Genomic DNA, 24,026 nt, shown 5'->3' with positions numbered 1-24,026 from the left:
GGCGGGCCCTCGCCGGGGATGAAAACGAAGTCCTGATAACTTCTGGACGAACCCCCTTCCGGTCTGGGAGAGGGCGGGGGCGAGGGATTTTCGCCCCTCTTGAGGTCTCATGATTCGTCTCGACAACATCGGCAAGCAGCACGGGCAGCAGATCCTCTTCGTGGAGGCCTCGGCCCAGCTCAACAAGGGCGAAAAGGTGGGCCTCGTGGGCCCCAACGGCGCGGGCAAGTCCACGCTCTTCCGCATGGTCGTCCAGCGCGAGCACCCGGACGAGGGCCAGGTCTCCGTCGACCGCGGCGTCACCATCGGCTACTTCGACCAGGACGTGGGCGAGATGTCCGGCCAGAGCTCCGTGGCCGCCGTCATGGACGGCGCGGGCCCCGTGTCGGAGATCGCCTCCGAGCTCAAGTCCCTGGAGGCCGCCATGGCCGACCCCGATCGCATGGACGAGATGGACAAGCTCGTCGAGCGCTTTGGCGTCGTGCAGGGCCGCTATGAGGAGCTGGGGGGCTACGCCCTGGAGGGCCGCGCCCGGGAAATCCTCGCGGGCCTCGGCTTTTCCGAGGAGATGATGGACGGCGACGTGGGCGCGCTGTCCGGCGGTTGGAAGATGCGTGTGGCGCTCGCCCGCATCCTGCTCATGAGCCCGGACGTGATGCTGCTCGACGAGCCGAGCAACCACCTGGACATCGAATCGCTCATCTGGCTGGAGAGCTTCCTCAAGAACTACGAGGGCGCCATCCTGATGACGAGCCACGACCGCGAGTTCATGAACCGCATCGTGACCAAGATTGTCGAGATCGACGGTGGCGAGCTCACCACGTACTCGGGCAACTACGACTTCTACGAGCAGCAGCGCGCCATCAACGAGAAGCACCAGCAGGCGCAGTTCGACCGCCAGCAGGCCATGCTCGCCAAGGAGCTCAAGTTCATCGAGCGCTTCAAGGCGCGCGCCTCCCACGCCGCCCAGGTGCAGAGCCGGGTGAAGAAGCTGGAGAAGATCGAGAAGGTGGAGCCGCCCAAGCGCCGGCAGACACTGCTCTTCGACTTCCAGCCCCCACCCCGCTCGGGCGACGACGTGGCGAAGCTCGAGCGCGTGGTGAAGGGCTACGGCAAGCGCCGCATCTACAACGGCCTGGACTTCCTCGTGCGGCGCGGCGAGCGCTGGTGCGTCATGGGCGTCAACGGCGCGGGCAAGTCCACCCTGCTCAAGCTGATCGCTGGGGACTCGAGGCCGGACGACGGCGCGGTGACGGTGGGCGGCAGCGTGAAGATGGCCTACTTCGCCCAGCACGCCATGGAGATCCTCAAGCCCGAGCACACCGTGTACGACTCGCTCGTGGACAAGTTCCCCCGCGCGTCCCAGGGTTCGCTCCGAGCGCTCGCCGGGTGCTTCGGCTTCTCGGGGGATGAGATCGAGAAGAAGTGCCGGGTGCTGTCCGGTGGCGAGAAGGCCCGTCTGGTGCTGGCGCAGATGCTCTTCGATCCGCCCAACTTCCTCATCCTCGACGAGCCCACCAACCACCTGGACATGGCGACCAAGCAGATGCTGATCGCGGCGCTCTCCAACTACGAGGGCACCATGCTCTTCGTGAGCCACGACCGGCACTTCCTCGGCGCGCTGAGCAACCGGGTGCTGGAGCTGACGCCGGACGGCATCCACCAGTACGGCGGCGGCTACAACGAGTACGTCGCGCGCACCGGCCACGAGGCGCCGGGCCTGCGCAGCTGAGCGGCTGAGTCACTGATGGGATGAACCCCGAGGGCGCCTGGAAACGGGCGCCCTCTTCATTTGTCCGGAGCGCCCTACCCGAAACAGGGCGTTGCTCACAACTCCGTGGGCGGTGTGCGCGTGGACGTGACGAACTCCTCGACGAAATCGAGGAACTTCATGGCCGCGCGCTCGTGATCACCGCCACAGTCGACGAGGAACTTCACATGCCAGCCCTCGCCGGGAAACTCGTTCTTCACGTCCCGCAGCCATGTCTCGAACGCCTGCCACTCCGGGTCCGAGGTCTGATTGAAGACGTCATGGGCGAGCCAGCCATGAATGAAGGAGACCAGGGAATCGACCCGGTCCCCTCCAGCAACGAACCAGAGTCCACGCCCAATCATCAGTTGCTGACGGGACCACCTGAGCACATCGAGCAAACCCAAGCCAGGTCCACGAAACTCTGCGGGAAGGGGTTCCACTTTGACGACCTTCTTCACTTCTGGAAGCCCAGCGAGCCCCGTATAGGCATAGCAGTTCGACATCCGACTGCCCTCGGCAACACCTCTGATTGCCGCTAAAGTCAGAGCAGCTTGCCGGGGTTGAGGATGCCGAGCGGATCCATCGCGGCCTTGAGCGTGTGATGCAGCTTCGTGGTCTCGGACCCGAGCTGACGCTCCAGGAAGGGACGCTTGAGCACCCCTACCCCGTGCTCCCCGGTGATGGAGCCCCCGAGGTCGAGCACCACCTGGAGGATGTCGTCGAACGCTGCCTGGGCCCGCGCCACCTCGTCCGGGTCCTCGCGGTTGAAGACGAGCGTGGGGTGCATGTTGCCGTCCCCCGCGTGACCGAACGTGCCGATGAGCACCCGCCGCGCCTCGGCGATGCGCTCGACGCCCGCGAGCAGTTCCGGCAGCCGGGCGATGGGCACGCACACGTCATCGAGCAGCGTCGTCCCCTCCTTCTCCAGCGCGGAGAAAGCGAACCGCCGGGCGCCCATCAGCAGCTCGCCCTCGGCCTCGTCGGAGGATTGGATGACGAAGGTCGAGCCCGCGGCTTCACAGGCCGCCGCCATCCGCGCGCACTCCGCCACGCCCTGCTCGCCCCCCGCGTCCGAGCGCGCCATCAGGAGCACGGCCGCGTCGGCGTCCAGGCCCATGGGCCGGTGCTTCTCCACGGCGCGAACCGTGGCCCTGTCCATCAACTCCAGGAGCGAGGGCCGCGTGTCCTTCATGATGTCCAGCACCGCCGCGCCCGCCGCCACGAGCGACGGGAACGCCGCCACCAGCGTCGTGGCCCTGGGCGGACGCGGACGCAGGCGCAGCGTGGCCTCGGTGATGATGCCGAGCGTGCCCTCGGAGCCGATGAACAGGCGGGTCAGGTCATAGCCCGCCACGTTCTTGACCGTGCGCCCGCCCGTGCGGACCACCGAGCCATCCGCGAGCACCACCTCGAGCCCCAGCACGGAGTCTCCCGTCACGCCGTACTTCACGCAGCACAGGCCTCCCGCGTTGGTCGCCAGGTTGCCGCCGAGCGTGGAGAACTCCCAGCTCGCGGGGTCCGGCGCGTACCAGAGCCCCCGCTCCGCCGCGGCCGCCTTGAGCGAGCCATTGACGACTCCGGGCTGGACGACGGCGAACAGGCTCTGGGTGTCCAACTCCAGGATGCGGTTCATCCGCGTGAGGGAGAGCAGGATGCAGCCGTCCACGGCGTTGGCGCCCCCGGACAGGCCCGAGCCCGCGCCCCGCGCCACCACGGGCACCCGGTGCGCCGAGGCCACGCGGAGCACGGCCTGGACCTCCGCCGTGGAACCCGGGCGGACGAGGATCCGGGGAGTCCCCGCCATGGCCCACCCCGCCTGATCATGGCGATGGGCCTCCAGGACATCCGGATCCGTGACGAGTCCGTCGGGGGGAAGGACGGCCGCGAGGGCCTGTAACAGGTCAGCGCTCATCGAAAACCTTCCTACTTGGGCATCACGCCGAAGGCCTTGAGCATGGCGATGGCGATGCCCATCAGGCTCTCGCCCGCGATGAAGCCCGAGCTCACGGGGAGCACGGCGGCCTCGGCCAGCTTCGGCTTCTTGCGGCGCAGCACCTCGGCGATCGCCGCGCCGATGAAGAAGCTGATGGAGCTCGCTCCCGGAATGACGATGGACAGCCCCAGGCCGGACGCCGAGGGGATGAAGGGTTTGGCGGCCTTGGGCGCCCAGCGCTCCAGCAGCACCAGCGCCACGCCCAGGGACAGGCCGCACAGCGCGCCAATCCGGGCGGACACCGGCAGGGACTCCACCCCGCTCATCAGCATCTTCGACACGCCCGCCCACACCAGGGACGAGGGCGCGGGGAACTCCTCGGTGCCCAGCACGTCCGCGCTCGGCACGAGCAGGTTGAACGCGGGCACCACCACCGCCGCGCCCGCAACCACGCCGAAGAGCTGCGCGAAGAACTGCTGGCGCGGATTGGCCCCGAGCAGCCACCCGGACTTGAGGTCCGTGAGCAGGTCCGCCGAGTGCAGCCCCACGCCGCCCGTGGCGTTGGCGCTCATGATGTTGGCGGGGAGGTTGCCCGGCAAGAGGCCGCCATAGAGCAACTGCGTCACCGGCCCGAGCGCCTTGGTGGGCGTGGTGTCCGTCTCACCCGTGACGCGCGAGGCGATGACGCCCATCACCACCGACAGCGGCAGGGCGATGACGCCCGCCCACACCGGAATCTGGAAGAGGTAGGCCATCAGCCCCACCACCACGGGCCCCAGCACCAGGAAGCCCAGGGGGAACCACGAGGGCGGGCACTCCACGTCGGCGAGCGGATCCTTGTTCTCCTCGGTCTTCTTGCCGAACAGCCCCGCGAGCGCCTGGAAGGACTTCGCCACGCTGCGCCACTGGAAGGCGAAGGACAAGAGGCCGGAGGCGACGAGCAGCGAGGCCCCCGTCCACAGCGTCCAGGCGTTGATGGCCTTGTACGTCACCTCGGGGATGACGCCCCGGCTGACCATCTCCGGCGCGAGCACGCCGTAGGTGAGCAGCGCCCCGAGCAGCATGGACCAGCCCGTCTTGAAGCTCACCAGCGCGCCGGCGCCGATGAGCAGCAGGCTCAGGTCCAGCGACAGCGTCCAGGCCCCGGCGGGCTTGCCGCCAATCATGAAGGGCAGGCTCAGCTTCGCGGGCAGGTTCCACGCGAGCCACGCGCCCTTGGCATCCCGCCACACGGCGACCGTCGCCCCCACGAGCCCCGCGATGCCCAGGTAGCGCGCCTTGCCCCGGGAGCGCTCGTCATGCCCGTGCAGCGCCTGGAGCGTCTCCGCGGTGGCCGTGCCCGTGGGAAACGGCAACTGCTCGATGTTGATGAGCTGGCGCTTGATGGGGATGGCGGCGAAGACGCCCAGCGCGGACACGGCGGCGAACCACGCCACCAGCCACCCCGAGGGAGGCAGCGTCCCGGTGAGCATCAGCAGCGCGGGCACCGCCGCCATGTTGCCACCGCCCGTCATGTACCCCGCCGCCGACGCCACCGAGCCCATGGCGTTGTTCTCCAGGGTGGTGAAGTCCTTTCGGATCAGGCCCACGCCGCGCAGCATGCCGAAGGTGGCGAAGGCGAGGATGCACGCGGTGAGGGTGACGCCCAGGCTCCAACCCGTCTTGAGGATGACGTACAGGTTGGACAGGCACATCACCGCGCCAATCAGCATGCCCGCGATGATGGCGCGCACGGTGAGCTGGCGCGCTCCGCCCTGGTAGACGTGCTCGAGCCAGTAGCGCTCGGGGTCCTCTTTCTCGGAAGGAGGCTCCGTCGGAGGAACGGGCTCGGGGTGGATGCGCAGTTGCTGGGGCGAGGGCGAGACGGGCGAAGTCATGAGGAGGTGCAAGGATACCGGAACACCTCCTACCCGACGAGTGGAGCCTCCGCCGCGGCGCCGGCCTCAGTGCGAATGCGCGCCGCCCGGGCCGTGGGCGTGGCCGTGCTCCAGTTCCTCGGCGGTGGCCGTGCGCACGTCCTTCACCTTCACGTCGAAGTGCAGCGTCTTGCCCGCCAGTGGGTGGTTCAGGTCCACCACCACGCTTTCACCCTTTATCTCACGGATGGTGATGGGGATGACGTCCCCGTCCGCCGTCTGCGCGGAGATGCTCAGGCCCGGCTCGAGCGCCGCGCCCGGGGGGAACATGGTGCGGGGGACTTCCTGAAGTCCGCGGACGTCATGCTCGCCATAGCCCTGCGCGGGGGCCACCACCACCTGCTTCGCGTCTCCCACCGACAGGCCGTCTAGTTGCCCCTCCAGGCCCGGGACGATCTGCCCCCGTCCATGGATGTAGGCCAGGGGCTGCCCGGGCCCGCTCTCATCGACGACCTTTCCATCGCCGAGGTGCAACCGATACTCCAATGAGACCACGCAGTCCTTGGACACCTTCATGTGCGGCGGCTCCCTTGACCCGACCTGTGATGTGGGGTTTCCGGGGGTATGGGGCAGCGGCGCGCCCAAGGCAACCCCAGGCCGCGCGGAAGCTCAAGAAGCGGACGATTCCTGTCCCGGCGCCGGGGCGAGCTCGGTGGGATCCGTCTCGCCCCGGGCCACGTAGACCGCGGCGGCCAGGTCCCCCGTCACGTTGAGCGTGGTGCGGCACATGTCCAGGAAGCGATCCACGCCCAGTACGAGCGCCAGTCCCTCGGGGGGAATCTTGAACAAACCGAGGATCATCGCGATGACGGGAATGGAGCCGGCCGGCACACCCGCGGTGCCGATGCCCGCCAGGATGCAGATGAACATCACCACGATCTGATCCGGGATGCTCAGCGTCACGCCGAACACCTGCGCCAGGAAGAGCACGGTGACGCCCTCGAAGAGCGCGGTGCCGTTCTGGTTCATCGCCGAGCCCGCGGTGAGCACGAAGCGCGACACGTTGCGCGGCAGCTTGAGGTTTTCCTCGGCCACCTTGAGCGCCGTGGGCAGCGTGCCGCTGGAGGACGCCGTGGAGAAGGCGGTCACGATGGCCAGGCGGCAGTCCCGGAAGAAGGCGATGGGGTTTCTCCCCCCGAGGAAGCGCACGGACAGGGAGTACACGCCAAACATGTGCAGCCCGAGCGACAGCAGCACCACGCCCACGTAGGCCGCCACCTGCATGAGGATGCCGAAGCCCAGGCGCGCCGTCATGCTGAAGAGCAGCGCGGCCACGCCCACGGGCGCCATCCGCAGCACGCCGTCGATGAGCGTCATCATCACGTCATAGAGCCCCTGGATGGCGCCGCGCAGGCTGCGCGCCCCCTCGGTGTCCGTCACCGCCAGGGCGATGCCGAAGAGGAGCGAGAAGACGATGAGGGCGATCATGTCCCCGTCCGCCGCCGCCTTGACGGGGTTGCTCGGCACCATGGAGGTGATGAGCGCGGGCACCGAGGTGTCGCTCGGCGCGGGGGCCGCCTTCACCGATGTTCCCTGTTGGATGAGCGCGCGCGCCTCGTCGCTCAGGCCCTTGCCCGGCTGGAAGACGTTGACCGCCACCAGACCGATGAGCACCGCGATGGCGGAGACAATCACCGTGTAGCCCAGCGTGCGCAGGCCGAGCCGCCCCAGTTGCCGCAAATCCAGCTCGCACACGCCCATCACCAGCGCGGCGAAGAGCAGCGGCACCACCAGCATCAGCAGGAGCCGCAGGAAGAGCGTTCCCACCAGGGAGGTGATGTTCGTCACCACCCACTCGAGCCAGGGCGCGCCGTGCGCGAGCACGTTGGCGGCGACTCCCGCCCCCGTGCCGATGACGATGCCCAGGAGCATCTTCTGGTGCTGCTTCATCCGAAGTCCTCGCTACGTTGGGGAGGGGAAACGCGCAGACTACTGGTTCGCCGGGGGCGCCGTCTCGCGCAGACGCCGGGCGACGCGCTCGGCCCACTCGGGCTCTACTTCCAGGCACGCCGCCTTGCGGCCCAGGCGCAGCGCCGCCGCGGGCATCGAGCCACTGCCCGCGAACGGGTCCAACACCCAGTCCCCGGGCCGGCTCCAGGTGCGCACCAGCGGCTCCAGCACCGAGAAGGGTTTGTGGTGGGGGTGGTTGCCCCAACGCGCCGCCTCGCTGTCATCATCGTAGCCACCCACCACCGCCCAGGTCGTCGGAGGATCCTCCAGCCGGGGCTCGGGCGCGGGCGTCCGGGAGAGCACCAGCGCCACCTCGTAGACGCGCAGCAACTGCTCGTTGGCGTTCTTGTCCGTGGTGCGCTTGCCCCAGACGTACTCGCCCCGCAGGTGGCCGAAGCCCAGCGCGCGCGCCGTGGCGAGGATGGGCTCCTTGCCCAGGAGGTTCGTCCAGATGGCCAGGGGGGCCTCCGGGGTGAGGTGCGCCACCGCGCGCGTCATCCACGCCTCGGTGAAGGCGCGGTAGTCCCGCACCGTCTCGAAGCGCACGATGGGGTTGCGATCGATCTTCTTGTGCTCGCGCGGATCCCTCAGGTCTCCCCCCTTGCGTCGGCGCGTGAGCAGGCAATAGGGGGGATCCGTGTGCAGGAAGGCCGCCTTCGTCTCGCCCAACACCTGCCGGTACCCACCGGGCTCGCGCGCATCGGCCCGTACACAGCGGAAGGACTGGCTCTCGTCGTGAGGATTCATCCGGCGCGCACCCTACCCCAGCCACCCCGCTTCACCACCCCCGCGCCGTGAAGCGCTCACCGCTTGCGCCGCGCCGGAGCCTTGCGTCCCCACCGGCCCTGGAGCCGCGCCTCGGAGGCCAGCGCCTCATCCCACGAGGGGCCGTCCGGCAACAACCGCTGCGCGTGTTCGAGCGTGAGCCGTTCCAGGGCCCGCTCCTCGCACAGCCGCCGGAATTCGCGTGGGTCCAGGCCCATCGCCGCCAGCCAGGCCTCGCGCTCCCCCGAGGGCACGCCCAGGCGAGTCCAGGCATCCGTCTCGGCCCGGGCCACCTCCTCCGGCGTGGGCTCGAGTCCCAGGGAGCGCGCCCACCCCGCGAGCAGTGCCCGGCGAAGGCCCGCCTCGGCCAGCGCCACCGCGTCCGGCGCGCCGCGCAGCTCCTCCAGCACGTCCTCCGAGGACGTGAGCGCGTCCTCCGTCCCGGACAGCCCCTCCACGAGCCGGCGGCGGCGGACGTACGACGAGGGCGGAGCCCGGAGAAGGTCCGCGCGCGGCGGAGGACGGGCCCCGGAGGCGAGGAACGCCGCGGCGGCCTGGAGGCAGGCCCGGGCATCCTCGCGCTTGAGGTCCACGAGGTCCGGAGCGGCCCAGGTGTCCCACTTCGCCCGGGTGTCCGGAGCCCACGCCGCGCCCACCGCCTTGAGGAGCCGGGGCCAGGTGCGGTCCTGGTAGAAGAGGCCCACCGCCGCGTCCACCAGCGCCTGGGACTCGGAGGGAGAGAGCACCCGCTCCTCCCGGGCCCGCCGGGCCGCGTGCCGCACGTTGACGAGCGGGACCGAGAGCGCCCGGAAGCCATGCTCGGCGTCGGCGTGCAGCAGCGCCACCTCGGAGTCGTCCACCAGTTCGCCCCGGCGATAGGCCTCGAAGATGGCCCCCACGCCCACCATGCCCTGCCCGGACAGCTCCGCCGCGCGCAGGGCGCCCATGCTGCCGCCGCCGAACACCGCCACCCCGGCCTCGAGCGCGGCCAGCACCTCGTGGTGCCACACGGAGGGCTGCGCCTCGAAGACGCCGTCCACCAGCGCGATGGCGCGAGGCCGCAACGTGAGCGCCCGCCACAAGTCCCCCTGGCGCGCGGGAGGCAACACGCGGCAGGGCACGAGCGCCAGCGCCTCCTCCTCCGGCAGCGAGGGGCCGAGGAAGACGATGAGATCGTCGGGACGAGAGGGGGTGGGACGCCGCTTCACAGCAACTCCGACACACGCAGGCCCGGCACCACCACGCGCACCACGTGCAGTCCGGGGAGAGGAGCCTCCAGGTCCACGGCGGCGGCGCGCGGGAAGCCCGCCTCCGCCAGCCGGCGCAGCACCTCGCGCACGGCGTCCTCGGGCGAGGACAGGGACACGGGAGGCTCGGGCATGGAGGCCACGTCCCGGCGCGGACGCATCTCCGCGCACGCGGCGGCCAGGGCCAGGGAGGCCTCCACGTCCCCCGGCTCCACGTCCTCGCGCGCGCCGTGGATGTCGGTGAGGCGGGACTGGGCCGCCTCCAGCAGCGCGCCGAGCAGGGCCTGATCCCGCGTCAACGCGCACGCGTAACCCGCCGCCAGGGGAACCGGCCCCTGGTCGCGATCCACCAGCAGCGCCCCGCCCACCGGAAGGCCCACCGCGCCGGATGTCTTCGCGCCGGGGGAGAGATCGAAGAGGTGCACGTCGAAGCCCCGGGGCCCGAGCGTCCGCGCGAGCGCGGCCGTGCGCGGCGCGCCCTTCTCCAGCCCCTCGGGGCGCAGCAACCGGGAGCGAAGCACATCCTCCGTCCACCCCTCCGGCAACAGGCGCGCGAGTTGATCCCGCTCGGTCGCCTCCAGCAACGCGTGCAGCAGCGCCCGGGGCCGCTCGGGGTGCGCACCCGAGCCATTGCTCGTCCACTGCACACACACCGGACCGAGCGCGGGCGCTCCCGTGGGCGGGCAGTACACGCCCTGGGCCGGAACGAGCACGGGCTGGCCGGAGTGCAGCTCGGTGGCCTCGCGCCAGGCGCAACGCACCCGGGAGCTCCAGAGACGCGGGAAGGCCACCCCGCCTCGCGTGCCCAGGGCCTCGGCCCCCCAGGCGGCACGCCCCCGCGACAGCCACCCCTCCAGCGAGCCCCAGAGTAGAGCCTCCGCGGGCACGGTCTCCGCCGCCCACAGCTCCGCCGTCTCCAGGAGGGCGCCCGCCGAGGCCGCTGGGAAATCCAGGCCCTTGCCATTGCAGACCTGGAGCACATAACCCCCCGGCCGCACCGCGACGGCCACCTCCACGCCCGCCCGATCCAGCCCCGTCACGCGCGCCACCCGGGTGACGCCGAGCGCCGGGGCGAGCCGCGCGAGGAAGTCAGGCGTCAGGGGAGGCGCGGGGGGCAGGGACACGGGGGACTCGGGGGCGGAGAGACGGCGGCGCAGGATGCCGAGTCAGGCCTCCCAGGTGCAAGCGTACTCGCAGCTGCCGTGGCCCCGGGCGCGGCATTTCGTGTGCTCGATGCGCACGTCGCGGCCCCCGCTCAGCTCGATGGCGCGCTGGTACCACCCGATGATGGTGAGACAATCCGCCTCGGTGACGCGCTCGGCGCCCACGGTGCGCAGGACCGCACGGCGCTCGCCCGTCTTCTCGTACGAGCGAGAACCCACCGCGTAGTACAGCCGGTAGATCTCCGGCGCATGGCTGAGCAGGAAGTGGGGATCCCCCTGACGGATGAAGACGTGATGGGGACCCTTGAGGTTCTCCTCCGCGGAGGCGCGGCCCATCTCGATGAAGGCCTTGTTCCGATCCCGGGGAGAGAGCGCGTCGGCGATGGCCGCGTCCAGCCGGAGGTTCAATTCCAGGGGGTACCACCCGATGGGCATGATGACGCCCCCAAGAACCTTGCGGTCCTCGGGAGACAATCGTTGGAGGACCTCTTGAAGGCATCCTGTTCTGCCCTGCCTGGTCAGCAGGTTGAGGCGGGCGATCAGGACACTTCCCTTGATGCGCGCGGCCCCACCATCCGTTGCCATGGTGTGCATCCCCCGGTAAGCGCCGTCATTGTGACAGCCGAACCGAGGGAGCGGCAACCGGAAGGAGCCCACCTCACTGCGCGCTGATTTCGCGCAGATGGTTCTCCAGGTCGTCGCTGAAAGCCTTTGGCCCACGAACCACCGAGGCCATCAACACCACCGTCTCGGCGGTCACGTTGATCCGGGCATTCACACGCACGAGTTCGTCGCGCACTTCACCTCGCCACTGCCGGAGGTCACCGCGTACGTCGTCCCGGAAGCCGATGAACTCGCCGCCCAGCCGCTCCATCCACTTTTCCTGCTTATCCATGCGCGCCTCCATCCGGTTCATGCGCGCTTCCATCTGGTCCATGCGCGCCTCCATCCGGTTCATGCGCGCTTCCATCTGGTCCATGCGCGCCTCCATCCGGTCCATCCGCGCTTCCAGCCTGTCCATCCGCGTCCCCAAGGCCTCCACCGCCCGCAGGATCCGGATGCCCATGTCCTCGCTCATCACTTCCGCCATCGGTGTTCCTCCTCGCCCTCCCGGGACTGTCCCGGGTGCTCGCCTGCCCGCCCACGACGGGCAACGAACGTCCTGGAGAATACGCCCGCTTTCATCACCTTTCAAGTAGGGTGACCGGGACGACCTCCGAAGGAAGGAATCACCCTGGGGAAAATGGGTTTTTAACTTCCCTTTCACCCAGGGGTTGGAGGAGGAGTGAAGGCCATGGAGAACACCCTGCGACTGGCGGAGGCCGGTCCCGAGCCCGATGACGAGGCCCTGTGCCGCGCCTTCCTGGCGGGCGACGAGGCGGCCTTCGGCACGTTGGTGGCCCGGCACCGGGTGCTGGTCCTGTCGCTCGTGCGGCGCTACGCCTCCGCGCCCGAGGACGCGGCGGATCTCGCCCAGCAGGCCTTCCTGCGCGCCCTGGAGGCCTCGCGCCGGGTCTTCTCCCGATGGAGCCTTTCGGGCCCCATGCCCTTCCGGGCGTGGCTCATCCGCATCGCGCTCAACCTGGCCAAGAACCACGCCCGCCAGGGCCGGCGCTGGCTCCGGGCGGTGGAGGCGCCAGAGACCGAAACCCCCGACGAATCCGCGCAAGAGGCCCTGGAGCGCTCGGAGCGGGAACAGCGGGTGCGTGCCGCGGTGCTCACCCTGCCCCGCCGTCAGCGCGAGGTGCTGACACTCCGGGTGGACGCGGGACTCGCCTTCAAGGACATCGCCGAGTCCCTCGGCATCACCGAGACCAACGCGAAGGTGAACTTCCATCACGCCGTGAAGCGCCTCCGGGCGCAGGTGGCCGAAACGCCCGAGGAGGAGCGCCGATGATGGCGAGCCATGAGTCCGAAGAAGTGCTGACCCTTTTCGCCGCGGACGCCCTCGAGCCCTCGGACGAGGCGCGCGTGCGGACGCACCTGGAGACCTGCGCGTCCTGCCGCCGCGAGGTGGATGCCCAGCGGGAAGTGCTCGGGCTGGCCGCGCTGCCTCCCCCCTCCGCCCGGGAGCAGGCCGTCCTGGAGGCACTGCCTCGCACCACGGTGAGCGTCTGGCGCCGGAACCAGGTCCGCCAGGCCGCGCGCATGCGCACCACGGGGGGACTGCTGGCGGTGGCCGCCGCGGTCCTGCTCGTCCTCGGGCCGGTGGCGCGGCGCGACACGACGTCCGTGCCCGCTTCCACCCCGGGAGAGCCCTCCTCCGCCATGGCCGAGGACGACACCTTCTCCCTGGAACAGTGGGCGATGGCGGACCCGTTGTCCGACGCGCTCGACGAGGACGACTCCGGCCTGGACGACCTCGAGGACGAGGCCGGCGCCTGGGACGTCGAGCCCGATGACTTCCTCTACTCTTCCCCCTTTGGAGAATCGCTATGAAATCCTGTCACTGGCTGGTCCTCGCCCTGACGCTGCTGCCCGTGGCGTCGATGGCCTCGGACGGAGAGGGCGCGGAGCGCACGGAGAAGCAGGCGCGGATGAAGCGGGTGTTGTCGCTCGCGGACGAGCTCGAATTGAACGAGGCCCAGGCCCTGCGGATGGCGGACACGATGCGCCAGTTCGACGAGCGCCGCGCCCCCCTGCTGCGTCAGGTCCGCGCCTCCGCGCAGCTCTTGCGGCGTGCCGCCCAGGGAGACCCCGCCACGCAGTCCCAGGTGGATCAGGCGGTCCAGAGCGTGTTCGACGCACGGGCCCAGCTCACGACGCTGGACCGCGAGCTGCACCAGGCGCTCGCCAAGGACCTGACGCCCCAGAAGCGGGCCCAGCTCGCCATCTTCCTGGCCCGCCACGAGAGCAAGGTGAAGTGGAAGAAGAGCGGCCGTGGAGACTGAGGTCGCCCGCCCAGCGAGCGAGCGGGGAAACACTCGCCGCTGCGGCGGTGACGCCGGGCCGCTATGGAAGGTCGCTCATGAGCGCACTTTCCTTGCGATATGTGGCCCTGGGTGACTCCTCGGGTGTGGGCGTGGGTGGCCGCCAGGGGGGTTACGTGGAACACCTCTTCCAGCGGCTGCGCCGCACCCGTGACGGCGTGGGCCTGCTCAATCTGGCCGTGAGCGGCGCCACCAGCGCCACCGTGCTGTCCGGACAGCTCGCGCGTGCCCAGCGCGCCTCACCCCATGTCGTGACGCTCGGGGTGGGCATCAATGACTTGTGGCGCGGCGTGACGCCCGGACAGTTCGAGTCCCACATGGACCAGCTCGCGCACGGACTCGTGGCCACTGGCGCCCGGGTGGTGGTGTCCAACCTGCCCGACATGTCCCTGGCGCCCGTGGCCCGGCTGGCGGCGAACTTCCTCCCCCTGCCCCTCATCGTGGAGCGCATCGGCGCCTTCAACCAGGCGCTGGAGCGCGTCATCTCCCGCCATGGGCTGCACCCCGTGGACCTGCACACGCCCAGCCGCGTCGAGCTGCCCACGGGCGACTTCTTCTCCGCCGATGGCTTCCACCCCTCGGACGCGGGCTATCAGCGCATGGCGGAGCACTTCTGGCCCGTGCTGCTGCGCGCCTGTGAGCCCCACCCGGAGCACGAGCGGGCCACGGGCTGAGCCTCCCGAGCCCTCCCCTTTCCTCAAGGCACGTTCAGCTCGCGCACCAGGAAGTCGTCGAACCAGACACCGGCGATGGGGGTGAACAAGCCCGCGCGCCCGGGTGTCTGGATCGCCGCCGGGCTCGCGTCCGTCACCCGCAGACGCACCTGCCCGTTGACCGAGGCGGCCAGTCGCACCGGCGACGTGCCCCACGCCGCCAGGGTGAACGTCGCGCCCTCCCACGCGGAGGGCCGCCCGCTGGAAGCCTCGCCAAGCACCGTGTGCCCCCCCTCATGGTAGCGGCGGATTTGAATGCGCCCCGAGGGCAGGAATACGAGCGCGTAGGACGCGTCCTCCTGGGCTCGCAGCATCACGCCCGCCTCGTCCACGGCGAAGGCCTGCAGCCAGGCCTCGGCCTGACAATCCCGGCAGCGCGAGGGCGAGGCCAGGGCCTGGTTGTCTCCATCGGGATTGTCCAGGTCGCTCACCGCGTACTTGCCATGGGCCAACCACAGCCCGCGCAAGGACCAGTCGGGGCCGAGGCCGCTCGATGAGTCGCGCGAGAAGCTGTCCGTGAAGAGCGTCTGACCCGGCGGCGGGGGCGGATCCTCATCCTCGTCCTCATCCGAGCCCCCTCCTGGCGTGTCCAGCTTCACCCGCACCATGTGCCCCCGCGAGTTGTCGTCGGGCGCCTCGCCAAAGAAACAGAGCACCTCGGACACGTCCCCGGGCAGGGTCTCGAGTGCATTGGGATAGCCCTTGTAGGTTTCCTTCGTGTCCAGCACCACCGGCTCGCTGAACTGGCCATTCTTCAGGGTCCGGACATGGATGGCGTAGGAGTCATGGGGCTCCCGCATGACGTTGTAGAAGACATACAACACGTCTCCCACCCGGGTGATGGCCGGTTGCATCGCCCAGTCCCGCGACGACTCCAGGAGCGTGCGCGAACCGAAGCTCGAGCCGTCGAAGTGCCGGTAATACAGGCGCTCCATCTCATCTTTGTAGACGAGGTGCATGCCCCCCTGACCATCCGCGACCGCGCTCAGCGCCGCCCCATGGTAGATGCCATCGGAAAAGGCGTCCCTCACGGGACTCCACTCCTCCAGTGGAGCACTGTCCTCGCGGATGCGCATGCGCGTGGGCTCGAAGCCATCATGCATGGCGTAGAGGAAGACGAGTTTCGAGCCCACACTCAACAGCCGCCCGCCACCGCGGCGCTTCACCCGCCCCAGGTCTGGCTGACGTTGGAAGCTCGCGCCACCATCCGTGGAGACGGACAGCACCGCCGCGGAGCCCCCCTCCGAAGTCAGACGGAAGGCCTGCACCCACAACCTCCCCAGCGAGTCGCGCGCGAGCAAGGCCCGGGTATAGGCCGTGGAATCATCGGCGTTGAAGATGCGCACGGCCCGCTCCGGTGCCCAGTCATGACTTCCCGGCCGATAGCGCCACCACTGGAAGTACACGTCGTGCCGGGACGAGGCCTTGAGACTCGGAGACTCCCATGAATAGACGAGCGCCACGTCCCGCCCCACGGCGATCAGATCCGCTCGGTCCGCGTGGCTCGCGTCGGGTTGGATGGCGGCGGAGAAGCGGAACGTGCGGCCCTCGTCATCCGAGCGGTAGAAGGACAGCCCCCGGCCCTCCTCCCCCTCCTGTTGAATCGCGAGCAACCAGGTCGGCGCGTGACCCTCGCCGGTGTCGATCCGCACCGCGTGCCGCTGCGCGGGCAAGGTGAGTGCATTGCCAACCCTGACGGGCATGACTGGCGTTGTGCTCGCGAGCAGCGCCGAGACGACCGCGATTGAACCCAATATCATCCCCACGTCCCCCTCCAGTTGTAATGGAGGAGAAGCTAGGCACGGCCCCACGCGAAAAAAGCGCCCCTCATGGAGGCGGGAGATCCTGGCTATTCAGGGCAGGTTTCTTCCAATCCGAGCCCTCATCGGCTCCGCGCCACCTTTCGCGCGGGGGCCTCGTCGGAGAACAAGGACCGGAGCACCCGGCCCGTGGCCGTCTTGAGCCGCGACACCTCGCGAGGTGTCCCCTCGGCCACCACCAGGCCTCCGGCCTCGCCGCCCTCGGGGCCCAGCTCCACCACATGGTCCGCCGAGGCGATGACGCTCGGGTGGTGTTCAATAACCACCAGCGTGTCTCCCCGGTCCACCAACCGGCGCAGGAAGGCGATGAGCTTGGACACGTCGCCCAGGTGCAGACCCGTGGTGGGCTCGTCCAACACATACAGGGTGGGCTCGTGGCGCGCGGACGCCGTCAGCTCCGCGGCCAGCTTGAGCCGCTGCGCCTCCCCTCCGGACAGGGTGTTGGAGCCCTGGCCCAATTGCAAATAGCCCACGCCCAAGTCCGACAGGCACGAGAGCGGAGCGGCCACCTTGGGCAACGCGTGGAAGACGTCCTTGGCCTCGTCCGCGGACAGACGCAGCGCGTCACCAATGGTCAACCCGTGGTAGCGCACCTCCAGCGTGGCCGCGTCGAAGCGCGCCCCACCACAGGCCTCGCACGGGGTGACCACGTCCGGCAGGAAGGACATCTCATGGGAGATGGCGCCCTGGCCCTCGCACGCGGTGCACCGGCCGCCCGACGTCGAGTTGAAGGAGAAGCGCGTGGGGCCAAAGCCACGCACCTTCGACTCCGGCGTGGCGGCGAACGCCCGCCGCAGCTCGTCCCATACACCCAGGAAGGTGGCGGGCACCGAGCGCGGCGTCCGTCCGATGGGCGACTGGTCCACCGACAGCACGCGGCGGATGGCGTCCACCCCCGAGAGGGACTTGTAGGCACCCGGACGTGCCGTCACGAGTCCCAACTCCTCGCGCAGGGCCGGGTAGAGCACCTGCCGCACGAGCGTGCTCTTTCCCGAGCCCGACACGCCCGACACCACGGTGAGCCGGCCCACGGGGATGCGCAGGTCCACGTTCTTGAGGTTGTGGGTGGTGGCGCCCTTCAACTCGATCCACTTCGTCGGCGCGCCCCGGGGCTCGGCCGGGAGTACGGCGGGCTCGCGCAGGGCCCGGGCCGTGGGCGCCTCCGGGTTCTGGAGGACCTGCTCGGGAGGCCCCTCCGCGAGGATGCGTCCACCGCCCCGGCCTCCCGTGGGCCCCAGCTCGATGAGGTGATCCGCCGCGCGGATGGTGTCCGTGTCGTGCTCCACCACCAACACGGTGGAGCCGGTGTGCACCAGCTCGCGCAGGTTGGTGAGCAGCCGGTGGGTGTCACGCGGGTGCAGGCCGATGGTGGGCTCGTCCAGCACATACATGGCCCCGGTGAGGCCCGCGCCCAGCTGCGCCGACAGCCTCAACCGCTGCATCTCCCCGCCCGAGAGCGTGGCCGCGTTGCGATCCAACGACAGGTAGCCCAGACCCACCCGATCCAGGAACTCCATGCGCCGCAACAACTCCTGGCGTGACGGCTCGCCGAGCAACGCCCGGTCTCCCTTGAACTTCCACTCCCGCACCTGGGCCAGCGTGGCCGTGACGGACTGCTGCACCACCTCGTGGTAGCGCGAGCCCTCCAGCCGCACGGCGCGCGGCACCGGCTCCAGGCGTGAACCCTCGCACGTCCGGCAACGCTCCGTGTGGCCCTCGGCCAGCGCCTCGGGGCCGCCCTGCACGCCCGTGCCCTCGCACGCCTCGCACCGGCCCTGCTTCGTGTTGAAGGAGAACCAGCGCGGATCCAACTCCGGCACGGAGAAGCCACACACGGGGCAGGTGCGCTCGCTGGACAGGAGCGTCTCCTTCGTGCCCACGCGCGCCTTCAAGGCGCCCTTGCCCCAGGTGAGCGCCTTGTCGAACACCTCGCGCGGCAGCTTCGACAGACGGCCCTCGTACATGACGAGGTCGATGTCGTGCTCGCGCGACTTCACGAGCTGGGGCGGCCGATCGTTGAAGACTTCCTTGCCGTCGGCGATGGCCTTCTCGATGCCCGCGCGGGCCGCGGCGGTGAAGACATCCAGGTAGGTGCCCTTGCGCGCGCGCACCGCGGGGGCCAGCAGCGTGCCCTCGCCCTTCATCGCGATGAGCTGGGCGTACATGGCCTCGGGGGTGGTGGAGGCGATGGGCTCGCCATCGTTCGGGCAGTGGGGCTGGCCGAGCTTGGCGAACAACAGGCGCAGGTAGTGAGCCACCTCGGTGACGGTGGCCACGGTGCTCGTGCCGCCCGCGCGCGAGGTGCGCTGCTCGAGCGCCACGGACGGGGGCAGGCTGCCGATGCGCTCCACGTCCGGCCGGGGCATGGTCGGCAGGAACTGCCGCGCGTAGGGGGTGAGCGTTTCCAGGAAGCGGCGTTGCCCCTCGGCGAACACCACGTCGAACACGAGCGAGCTCTTGCCCGAACCGCTCGGTCCCGTCACCACCGTCATCTTCCCCAGGGGAATCCGGCACGACACATCCTGGAGGTTGTGCTCGCGGGCGTGCTCCACCTCGATGGCGGGAGGCGCCTCTCCCATCCCCTTCGTCTTCTTGGGGGGCACGACCACCGTGGGCAGCTCTCCCCGCAGCGCCGCCGCGGTGAGGCCCGGGCCCCGGGCGAGCTGCGCGGGTGTGCCCTCGGCGACCAGACGTCCTCCGTTGCGGCCACCGCCCGGCCCCAGGTCGATGATCCAGTCCGCGCCGCGCATGACGACGAGGTCATGGTCCACCACGAGCACGCTCGCGCCCTGCTCCACCAACTCGTGCAGCGCGGCGAGCACCCGGCGCACGTCCGCGTCATGCAGGCCAGCGCTCGGCTCATCGATGAGGAAGAGCGAGTCCTTGGCCTCGCTGGCCAGCGCCCGCGCGAGCTTGAGGCGCTGGGCCTCGCCACCGGACAGGGTGGACAGGGGCTGGCCGAGCGTCAGGTAGCCCAGGCCCAGCCGGGACACGGGCCCGAGCGCGCGCACGAGCGCCTTGTCGTCGCCGAAGCGCGCGAGCACCTCGTCCACGGTGGCCTCCAGCACATCCGCCACGGACAGACCGTGGTGGCGGATGGCCAGCACCTCTTCCTTGAAGCGGCGGCCCCGGCACACCGGGCACAGGAGCGACACGTCGGCGAGGAACTGCATCTCCACCGTCTCGTAGCCCTCGCCCGAGCACGCCTCGCAGCGGCCCTTGTCCACGTTGAAGGAGAAGTGCGCCGCGGTGAGACCTCGCACCTCGGCCTCGGGCTCGGAGGCGAAGCGCTCGCGCAGCCTGTCCCACGCCTTGGTGTACGTGGCCGCGTTGCCGCGCGAGGTGCGCCCCAGCGGGGACTGGTCCACGAAGGTGACGCTCCCGACCGCCTCCAGACCGTCCACGCCGTCGGCCTCGCCGGGCACCTCGGCGTCCTTCTCACCCAGGACCCTCGCGAGGTGCCGGTAGATGATCTCATCCATCAGCGTGCTCTTGCCCGAACCGCTGGGCCCGGTGATGGCGCACAGCACGCCGAGCGGCACGCGCACGGACACGCCCTGGAGGTTGTGGGCCCGGGCGTTGCGCACCACGAGTTCCCCGGTGCGCTCACGGGGCGAGTGCTTCACCTCCTCGGTGCCCGACAACAGGCGGCCCGTGGGCAGCTCCGCGTGCTTCGCCAGCGCCTGGGGCGTGCCGTCGAAACACAACGTCCCACCGTGCTTGCCCGCCCCCGGCCCCAACTCCAACACCCGGTGCGCGGAGCGGATGACGAGCGGATCATGTTCGATGACCAGGGCGATGTTGCCCCGGGTGGCCAGCTCGGCCATGGCACCGGTGAGGGGCCCCACGTCGGCCGGGTGCAGGCCCACGGTGGGCTCGTCCAGCACGAAGAGCGCCCCGGTGAGCGAGGTGCCCAGCGCCGCGGTGAGCGACACGCGCTGCGCCTCCCCTCCGGACAGCGTGCGCGCCGGCCGATCCAACGTGAGGTAGCCGAGGCCCACCCGCTCCAGGTAGCCCAATCGGCCCGCCAGCTCCCGCCTCACCAGCTCGCCCTGGCCGGTTTGAGTGCGCAGGGAGTCCAGGCGCGCACGCGCGTCCGACAACTCCAGCCCGTGCCAGTCGGCCAGGTTCAGCCCGCCCACGCGCCAGGCCAGGGCGGCCTCGTTCAAGCGCGCGCCCTTGCAGCGCTCGCACAGCGAATAGGCGCGGTAGCGCGACAACAACACGCGCACGTGCATCTTGTACGTGCGGCTCTCCATCCAGCGGAACCACGCCCGCACACCCGGGTAGACGCGCCCGCCGTCGTAGTCCCCCTCGCCCTGCAGCACCATTTCACGCTGGGCGGCGGTGAGCTTGCCCCAGGGCACGTCCAGGGGGATGCGGTGCTGGCGCGCGTAGGCGAGCAGCATCTTGCGCTCCCACTCGGACGTCTTGCCCGTCCAGGGGCGGATGGCGCCCTTCTCCAGGCTCAGGTTCGGGTTGGGGATGACCTTGTCCCAGTCGATGCCGATGGTGCGGCCGAACCCCCGGCACGTGGGGCAGGCCCCCGTGGGCGACTGGTAGCTGAACAGACCGGGCCGGGCCTGCTCGAACTCGCGCGCGCACTTCGGGCACACGAGTCCCCGCCGGATGCGCCGGGGCCCCACCGGGGTGAAGGCCACCGCCTCGCCATTCGCCTGGGCCCACGCCGTCTCCAGCGCCGCCGTCACCCGGCCCAGCTGCGACTTCACCAGCTTCACCCGATCCACCACCACGTGCGCCACACCCGCGGAGTCCGTGGCCTCGCTCGGCTTGAGCGACTCCAGCTCCGCCACCTCGCCGCGCACCATCACCCGGTGGAAGCCGTCCTTGAGGAGCCGGGCCCGCACGTCGATGTACTCGGCGGTGTCCGCGATGCGCACCGGGAACGTCAGCACCGTGGGCGCCTCGGGCTCGGCGTCGAGGGTGGCCTGGGCGGCCACGCGCGCGTCGGTGCGCACCGCCTCCACGCCACAACCCGGGCACACCGGCATGGCCTCGCGCGTGAAGAGCGCGGACAGGTAGGCCTCCACATCGGCCAGGGTGGCCACGGTGGAGCGCGAGCTCTTCACCGGCGCGCGCCGATCCACGGCCACGCCGGCGGCCACGGGCTCCAGGGCATCCATCGGGGGCCGCTCCAGCCGCTCGAGGAACTGACGGGCGTACGGGCTGAAGCTCTCGACGAAGCGGCGCTGTCCCTCGGCATACAGGGTGTCGAGCGCCAGGCTGGACTTGCCGGAGCCGGAGACGCCGGTGAGGCACACGAGCTCGCCTTCCGCGAGGTCCACCGACAGGGACTGGAGGTTGTGCGTGCGCGCTCGCACGAGGTGTGTCTTGTGCATGGAGCCGCGGTGTTTAACGGCACACGTCGGGCCCGCCAACTGAATCCGTGACGTGGGGTCACGCCCGACCGTCTGCCCTGCGCTCACTCGGGAGCCGCTACCATGGACTCCCCCCGCTTCACCCGGAGAGCCCCCATGAGTGAGCGAATCAACCTGCTGGCACCCGAGGTCCGCGCCAACCCCTATCCCCTCTACGCCCGACTGCGCCAACACGCACCCGTGAGCCAGGTGGACCCAGGGGGAATCTGGGCCGTGTCCCGGTACGAGGACGTGATGTACGTGCTCAAACACCCCCAGCTCTTCTCCTCCGAGGGTTTCCGCCAGGCCTACCGCCCGGCATGGATCTCCAACTACCCGTTGGCGGACTCGGCGCTGGTCATGGATCCACCGCGGCATACCCGGCTGCGGGGGCTCATCAACCGGGCCTTCGGCACGTCGGTGCTCACCCGCATCGAGCCGCGCGTGCGGGAGATCGCCGCGACCATCGCCGCGAACCTGCCCGAGGGCCAGGAAGTGGACTTCGTGGAGGCCTTCTCCGTGCCCATGCCCATGGGCGTGCTGGGCGAACTCCTGGGGCTGGCTCCCGAGGTGCATCCGCTCCTCGTCCGCTGGGCACAACACCTGGCCCAGTTCACCAGCATCGGCCCGGCCGACACCGCGCGGCAGGAGGCCATGCGCGCCACGGTGAACGAGGCCCGGGGCCACTTCGAGCGGGTGCTGGCGGAGCGGCGGCGTCATCCTGGAGACGATCTGATGAGTGACCTGGTCCAGGCGCGGATGGACGGCGAGTCCCTGTCGGACACGGAGTTGCTGGGCTTCATGTTCCTGCTGCTCATCGGGGGCCTGGAGACGACCCTGCACCTGATGAGTCACGTCGCCCTGCGGTTGCACCTGCAACCGGAGTTGATGACGCTCCTGCGGGAGCAGCCCGCGCTGGTCCCGCGATTCATCGAGGAGGCGCTGCGCCACGAGCCCCCGGCCCAAGGCGTCATGCGGCTGACGAGCGAGGAGACGGAGCTGGGTGGCGTGAGGCTACCCCGGGGCGTGCGGATGCTGCTGCTGATGGGCTCGGCCACCCGGGACGAGGCATACTGCGCGGATCCCGACCGCTTCGATCCGCACCGGACTGCGCCCCAGAACCTGCCCTTCGGACATGGCATCCACTTCTGTCTGGGCTCGCAGCTGGCGCGGCTGGAGGCGCGGCTGTCCCTGGAGGCACTCCTCGCCCGCTTCACCCGCCTGTCCGCGGGGACCCAGCCCATCCAGTGGAACAGCTCGCTCATCGTCCGAGGCCCCACGCGACTGCCCCTCGTGGCGCACGTGGACTGAGGGACAGGCCCGCCTGGCCGCCCGGTCTGCATCGGAACACCCGAGGGTCCTCGGCTGCTGAGGTCCCGGGGCGTGCCCATCCTGTGGAAAGGAGGACACCCCATGTCCGACGTCGACACCGGATTCACCGCGGCCCGGGAGGCCGTCTCCCAGGCCGTCTCCGCGCTCGCGCTCCTGGAGATGCCTCACCGCCAGGGCGTCGGTTTCGTGGTCTCCCCCAGCGGGCTGCTCGTCACCAACCTCCACGTAGTGGCCGGAGCCGAGGAACTCTCCGTCCTGCTCGCCGACGGGCGCTTCCTGCCGGTGGAGCACGTCATCGCCTTCGACGAGAAGCGCGACCTGGCCGTCTTCCAGCTCCCCGTGAAGGGCGTCGAGGCACTGCGGCCCGACGCCGGGGTCTCCCCCGGAGAGGGAGCCGCCGTCTTCATCCTCCACCCCACCCCGGACAGCCAACTGCGGCTGATGGAGACACGCGTACTGGCGGTGCAGGTGCTCGACGAAACCCTCACCTTCCTCGAGCTGGACGGAGCCCTGCCGGAGGACGCCTCGGGCAGCCCCGTGTTCGATGCCTCGGGGGCGTGGGTGGGAGTGGCCACCTGCGCCTTCGCGGATGGCCGGCCCGTCACCATCGTCATCCCCTCGCGCTATGTCCTTCCCCTGCTGGAGCAACCGGGGCAGAGCCCCCTGTCCACCCTCGGGCAGACGCGTGCCGCCGCATCACGTCAGCGGCAGGTGCCCGTGCACTCGCTCGCCCTGCTGGAGGGGTGCTCCCCGAATACCCTCGAGGAAGTAGCCCTGGCGCTCCTGCAAGCCATCCAGCTCGGAGCGCCCCTCTACAACCGGGGAGACCCGGCCGCCTGCTACCAACTCTATGCCCGCACCGCCGCGCACCTCGTCCAGGAGCGGGCGGATTGTCCCGGCGTCCAGAACGCCCTGCGTCAAGGCCTGGAGCGATGCGCCCAGCTCGAGAACATGGATGCCCGTGCCTGGGCCCTGCGCGACGCCTTCGACGGGTTGATCCAGGTCATCGACCGCTGGCTGCGCGCCCAGGCGGCCTTCGCGACCCGGGCGGCGCCCCGCGACTACCTCCAATAGCAATAGCCGCTGACACGGGAGTCAGACGCGAAGGCACCGCCACGTCCCGGCC

The 24,026-nt window shown here is 70.2% G+C and carries 19 protein-coding genes; 7 read left to right on the top strand and 12 right to left on the bottom strand.

The annotated features are described in order from the left end of the window. Positions 1–109: 109 nt before the first annotated feature. Positions 110–1,732: an ABC-F family ATP-binding cassette domain-containing protein gene (locus MEBOL_RS26495; RefSeq protein WP_095980064.1), complete on the top strand. Its 1,623-nt coding sequence runs from the start codon at positions 110–112 to the stop codon at positions 1,730–1,732. A gap of 95 nt (positions 1,733–1,827) precedes the next feature. Here the strand turns inward: MEBOL_RS26495 and MEBOL_RS26490 are convergent, their stop codons facing one another. From MEBOL_RS26490 to MEBOL_RS26445, 10 genes are all read right to left on the bottom strand, one after another. Continuing rightward, positions 1,828–2,157: a hypothetical protein gene (locus tag MEBOL_RS26490; protein WP_170115598.1), complete on the bottom strand. Its 330-nt coding sequence runs from the start codon at positions 2,155–2,157 to the stop codon at positions 1,828–1,830. A 137-nt stretch (positions 2,158–2,294) separates the two neighbouring features. After that, complete coding sequence (locus tag MEBOL_RS26485) at positions 2,295–3,665, bottom strand: FAD-binding oxidoreductase (RefSeq protein WP_095980062.1); 1,371 nt, start codon at positions 3,663–3,665, stop codon at positions 2,295–2,297. 11 nt (positions 3,666–3,676) lie between these two features. Beyond that, positions 3,677–5,563: an OPT family oligopeptide transporter gene (locus MEBOL_RS26480; RefSeq protein ID WP_095980061.1), complete on the bottom strand. Its 1,887-nt coding sequence runs from the start codon at positions 5,561–5,563 to the stop codon at positions 3,677–3,679. A gap of 66 nt (positions 5,564–5,629) precedes the next feature. Then, entirely contained in the window at positions 5,630–6,118 is a 489-nt protein-coding gene (locus tag MEBOL_RS26475) for an FKBP-type peptidyl-prolyl cis-trans isomerase (protein WP_095980060.1), read from the bottom strand. Between the two features lie 93 nt (positions 6,119–6,211). Beyond that, positions 6,212–7,492 (bottom strand): dicarboxylate/amino acid:cation symporter, encoded by a 1,281-nt coding sequence (locus MEBOL_RS26470; RefSeq protein WP_095980059.1) that lies wholly within the window; start codon positions 7,490–7,492, stop codon positions 6,212–6,214. A 39-nt stretch (positions 7,493–7,531) separates the two neighbouring features. Beyond that, entirely contained in the window at positions 7,532–8,299 is a 768-nt protein-coding gene (locus MEBOL_RS26465) for a DNA-methyltransferase (protein WP_095980058.1), read from the bottom strand. Positions 8,300–8,355: 56 nt separating this feature from the next. Further along, positions 8,356–9,525 (bottom strand): TfuA-like protein, encoded by a 1,170-nt coding sequence (locus MEBOL_RS26460; RefSeq protein WP_095980057.1) that lies wholly within the window; start codon positions 9,523–9,525, stop codon positions 8,356–8,358. Further along, positions 9,522–10,688 (bottom strand): YcaO-like family protein, encoded by a 1,167-nt coding sequence (locus MEBOL_RS26455; RefSeq protein ID WP_095980056.1) that lies wholly within the window; start codon positions 10,686–10,688, stop codon positions 9,522–9,524. Before MEBOL_RS26455 ends, MEBOL_RS26460 begins: the two co-directional genes overlap by 4 nt. Before the next feature lie 42 nt (positions 10,689–10,730). Then, the gene (locus MEBOL_RS26450; RefSeq protein ID WP_095983019.1) at positions 10,731–11,312 is read right to left on the bottom strand and encodes a TIGR02265 family protein; all 582 of its coding nucleotides are present in this window, start codon (positions 11,310–11,312) and stop codon (positions 10,731–10,733) included. 73 nt (positions 11,313–11,385) lie between these two features. Further along, complete coding sequence (locus MEBOL_RS26445) at positions 11,386–11,817, bottom strand: hypothetical protein (RefSeq protein ID WP_095980055.1); 432 nt, start codon at positions 11,815–11,817, stop codon at positions 11,386–11,388. Positions 11,818–12,021: 204 nt separating this feature from the next. Here MEBOL_RS26445 and MEBOL_RS26440 point away from each other — a divergent pair, with 204 nt between their 5' ends. The 4 genes from MEBOL_RS26440 to MEBOL_RS26425 all read left to right on the top strand — a co-directional run bounded on the left by MEBOL_RS26440 (position 12,022) and on the right by MEBOL_RS26425 (position 14,331). Continuing rightward, the gene (locus tag MEBOL_RS26440; RefSeq protein ID WP_095983018.1) at positions 12,022–12,624 is read left to right on the top strand and encodes an RNA polymerase sigma factor; all 603 of its coding nucleotides are present in this window, start codon (positions 12,022–12,024) and stop codon (positions 12,622–12,624) included. Then, positions 12,621–13,166: an anti-sigma factor family protein gene (locus MEBOL_RS26435; protein WP_095980054.1), complete on the top strand. Its 546-nt coding sequence runs from the start codon at positions 12,621–12,623 to the stop codon at positions 13,164–13,166. Before MEBOL_RS26440 ends, MEBOL_RS26435 begins: the two co-directional genes overlap by 4 nt. After that, entirely contained in the window at positions 13,163–13,618 is a 456-nt protein-coding gene (locus MEBOL_RS26430; protein ID WP_095980053.1) for a Spy/CpxP family protein refolding chaperone, read from the top strand. Before MEBOL_RS26435 ends, MEBOL_RS26430 begins: the two co-directional genes overlap by 4 nt. Before the next feature lie 77 nt (positions 13,619–13,695). Then, positions 13,696–14,331 carry an SGNH/GDSL hydrolase family protein gene (locus tag MEBOL_RS26425; RefSeq protein WP_095980052.1) on the top strand — a complete coding sequence of 212 codons (636 nt, stop codon included), beginning with the start codon at positions 13,696–13,698 and terminating at the stop codon, positions 14,329–14,331. A gap of 23 nt (positions 14,332–14,354) precedes the next feature. On the opposite strand, the gene MEBOL_RS26420 is transcribed toward MEBOL_RS26425, so the two are convergent. Together MEBOL_RS26420 and uvrA are read right to left on the bottom strand one after the other, a co-directional pair. Then, positions 14,355–16,073 carry a hypothetical protein gene (locus MEBOL_RS26420; RefSeq protein ID WP_245918874.1) on the bottom strand — a complete coding sequence of 573 codons (1,719 nt, stop codon included), beginning with the start codon at positions 16,071–16,073 and terminating at the stop codon, positions 14,355–14,357. A 179-nt stretch (positions 16,074–16,252) separates the two neighbouring features. After that, complete coding sequence (uvrA, locus tag MEBOL_RS26415) at positions 16,253–21,550, bottom strand: excinuclease ABC subunit UvrA (protein WP_095980051.1); 5,298 nt, start codon at positions 21,548–21,550, stop codon at positions 16,253–16,255. A 135-nt stretch (positions 21,551–21,685) separates the two neighbouring features. On the opposite strand from uvrA, the gene MEBOL_RS26410 reads away from it, so the two are divergent. Both MEBOL_RS26410 and MEBOL_RS26405 read left to right on the top strand, forming a co-directional pair. Continuing rightward, complete coding sequence (locus tag MEBOL_RS26410; protein ID WP_095980050.1) at positions 21,686–22,879, top strand: cytochrome P450; 1,194 nt, start codon at positions 21,686–21,688, stop codon at positions 22,877–22,879. A gap of 102 nt (positions 22,880–22,981) precedes the next feature. Then, entirely contained in the window at positions 22,982–23,974 is a 993-nt protein-coding gene (locus tag MEBOL_RS26405) for a S1 family peptidase (RefSeq protein ID WP_095980049.1), read from the top strand. The last annotated feature ends 52 nt before the right edge of the window (positions 23,975–24,026 follow it).

The organism is Melittangium boletus DSM 14713, assembly GCF_002305855.1.
GTDB lineage: Bacteria > Myxococcota > Myxococcia > Myxococcales > Myxococcaceae > Cystobacter > Cystobacter boletus.
This window is presented reverse-complemented; position numbering and strand designations above follow the sequence as displayed.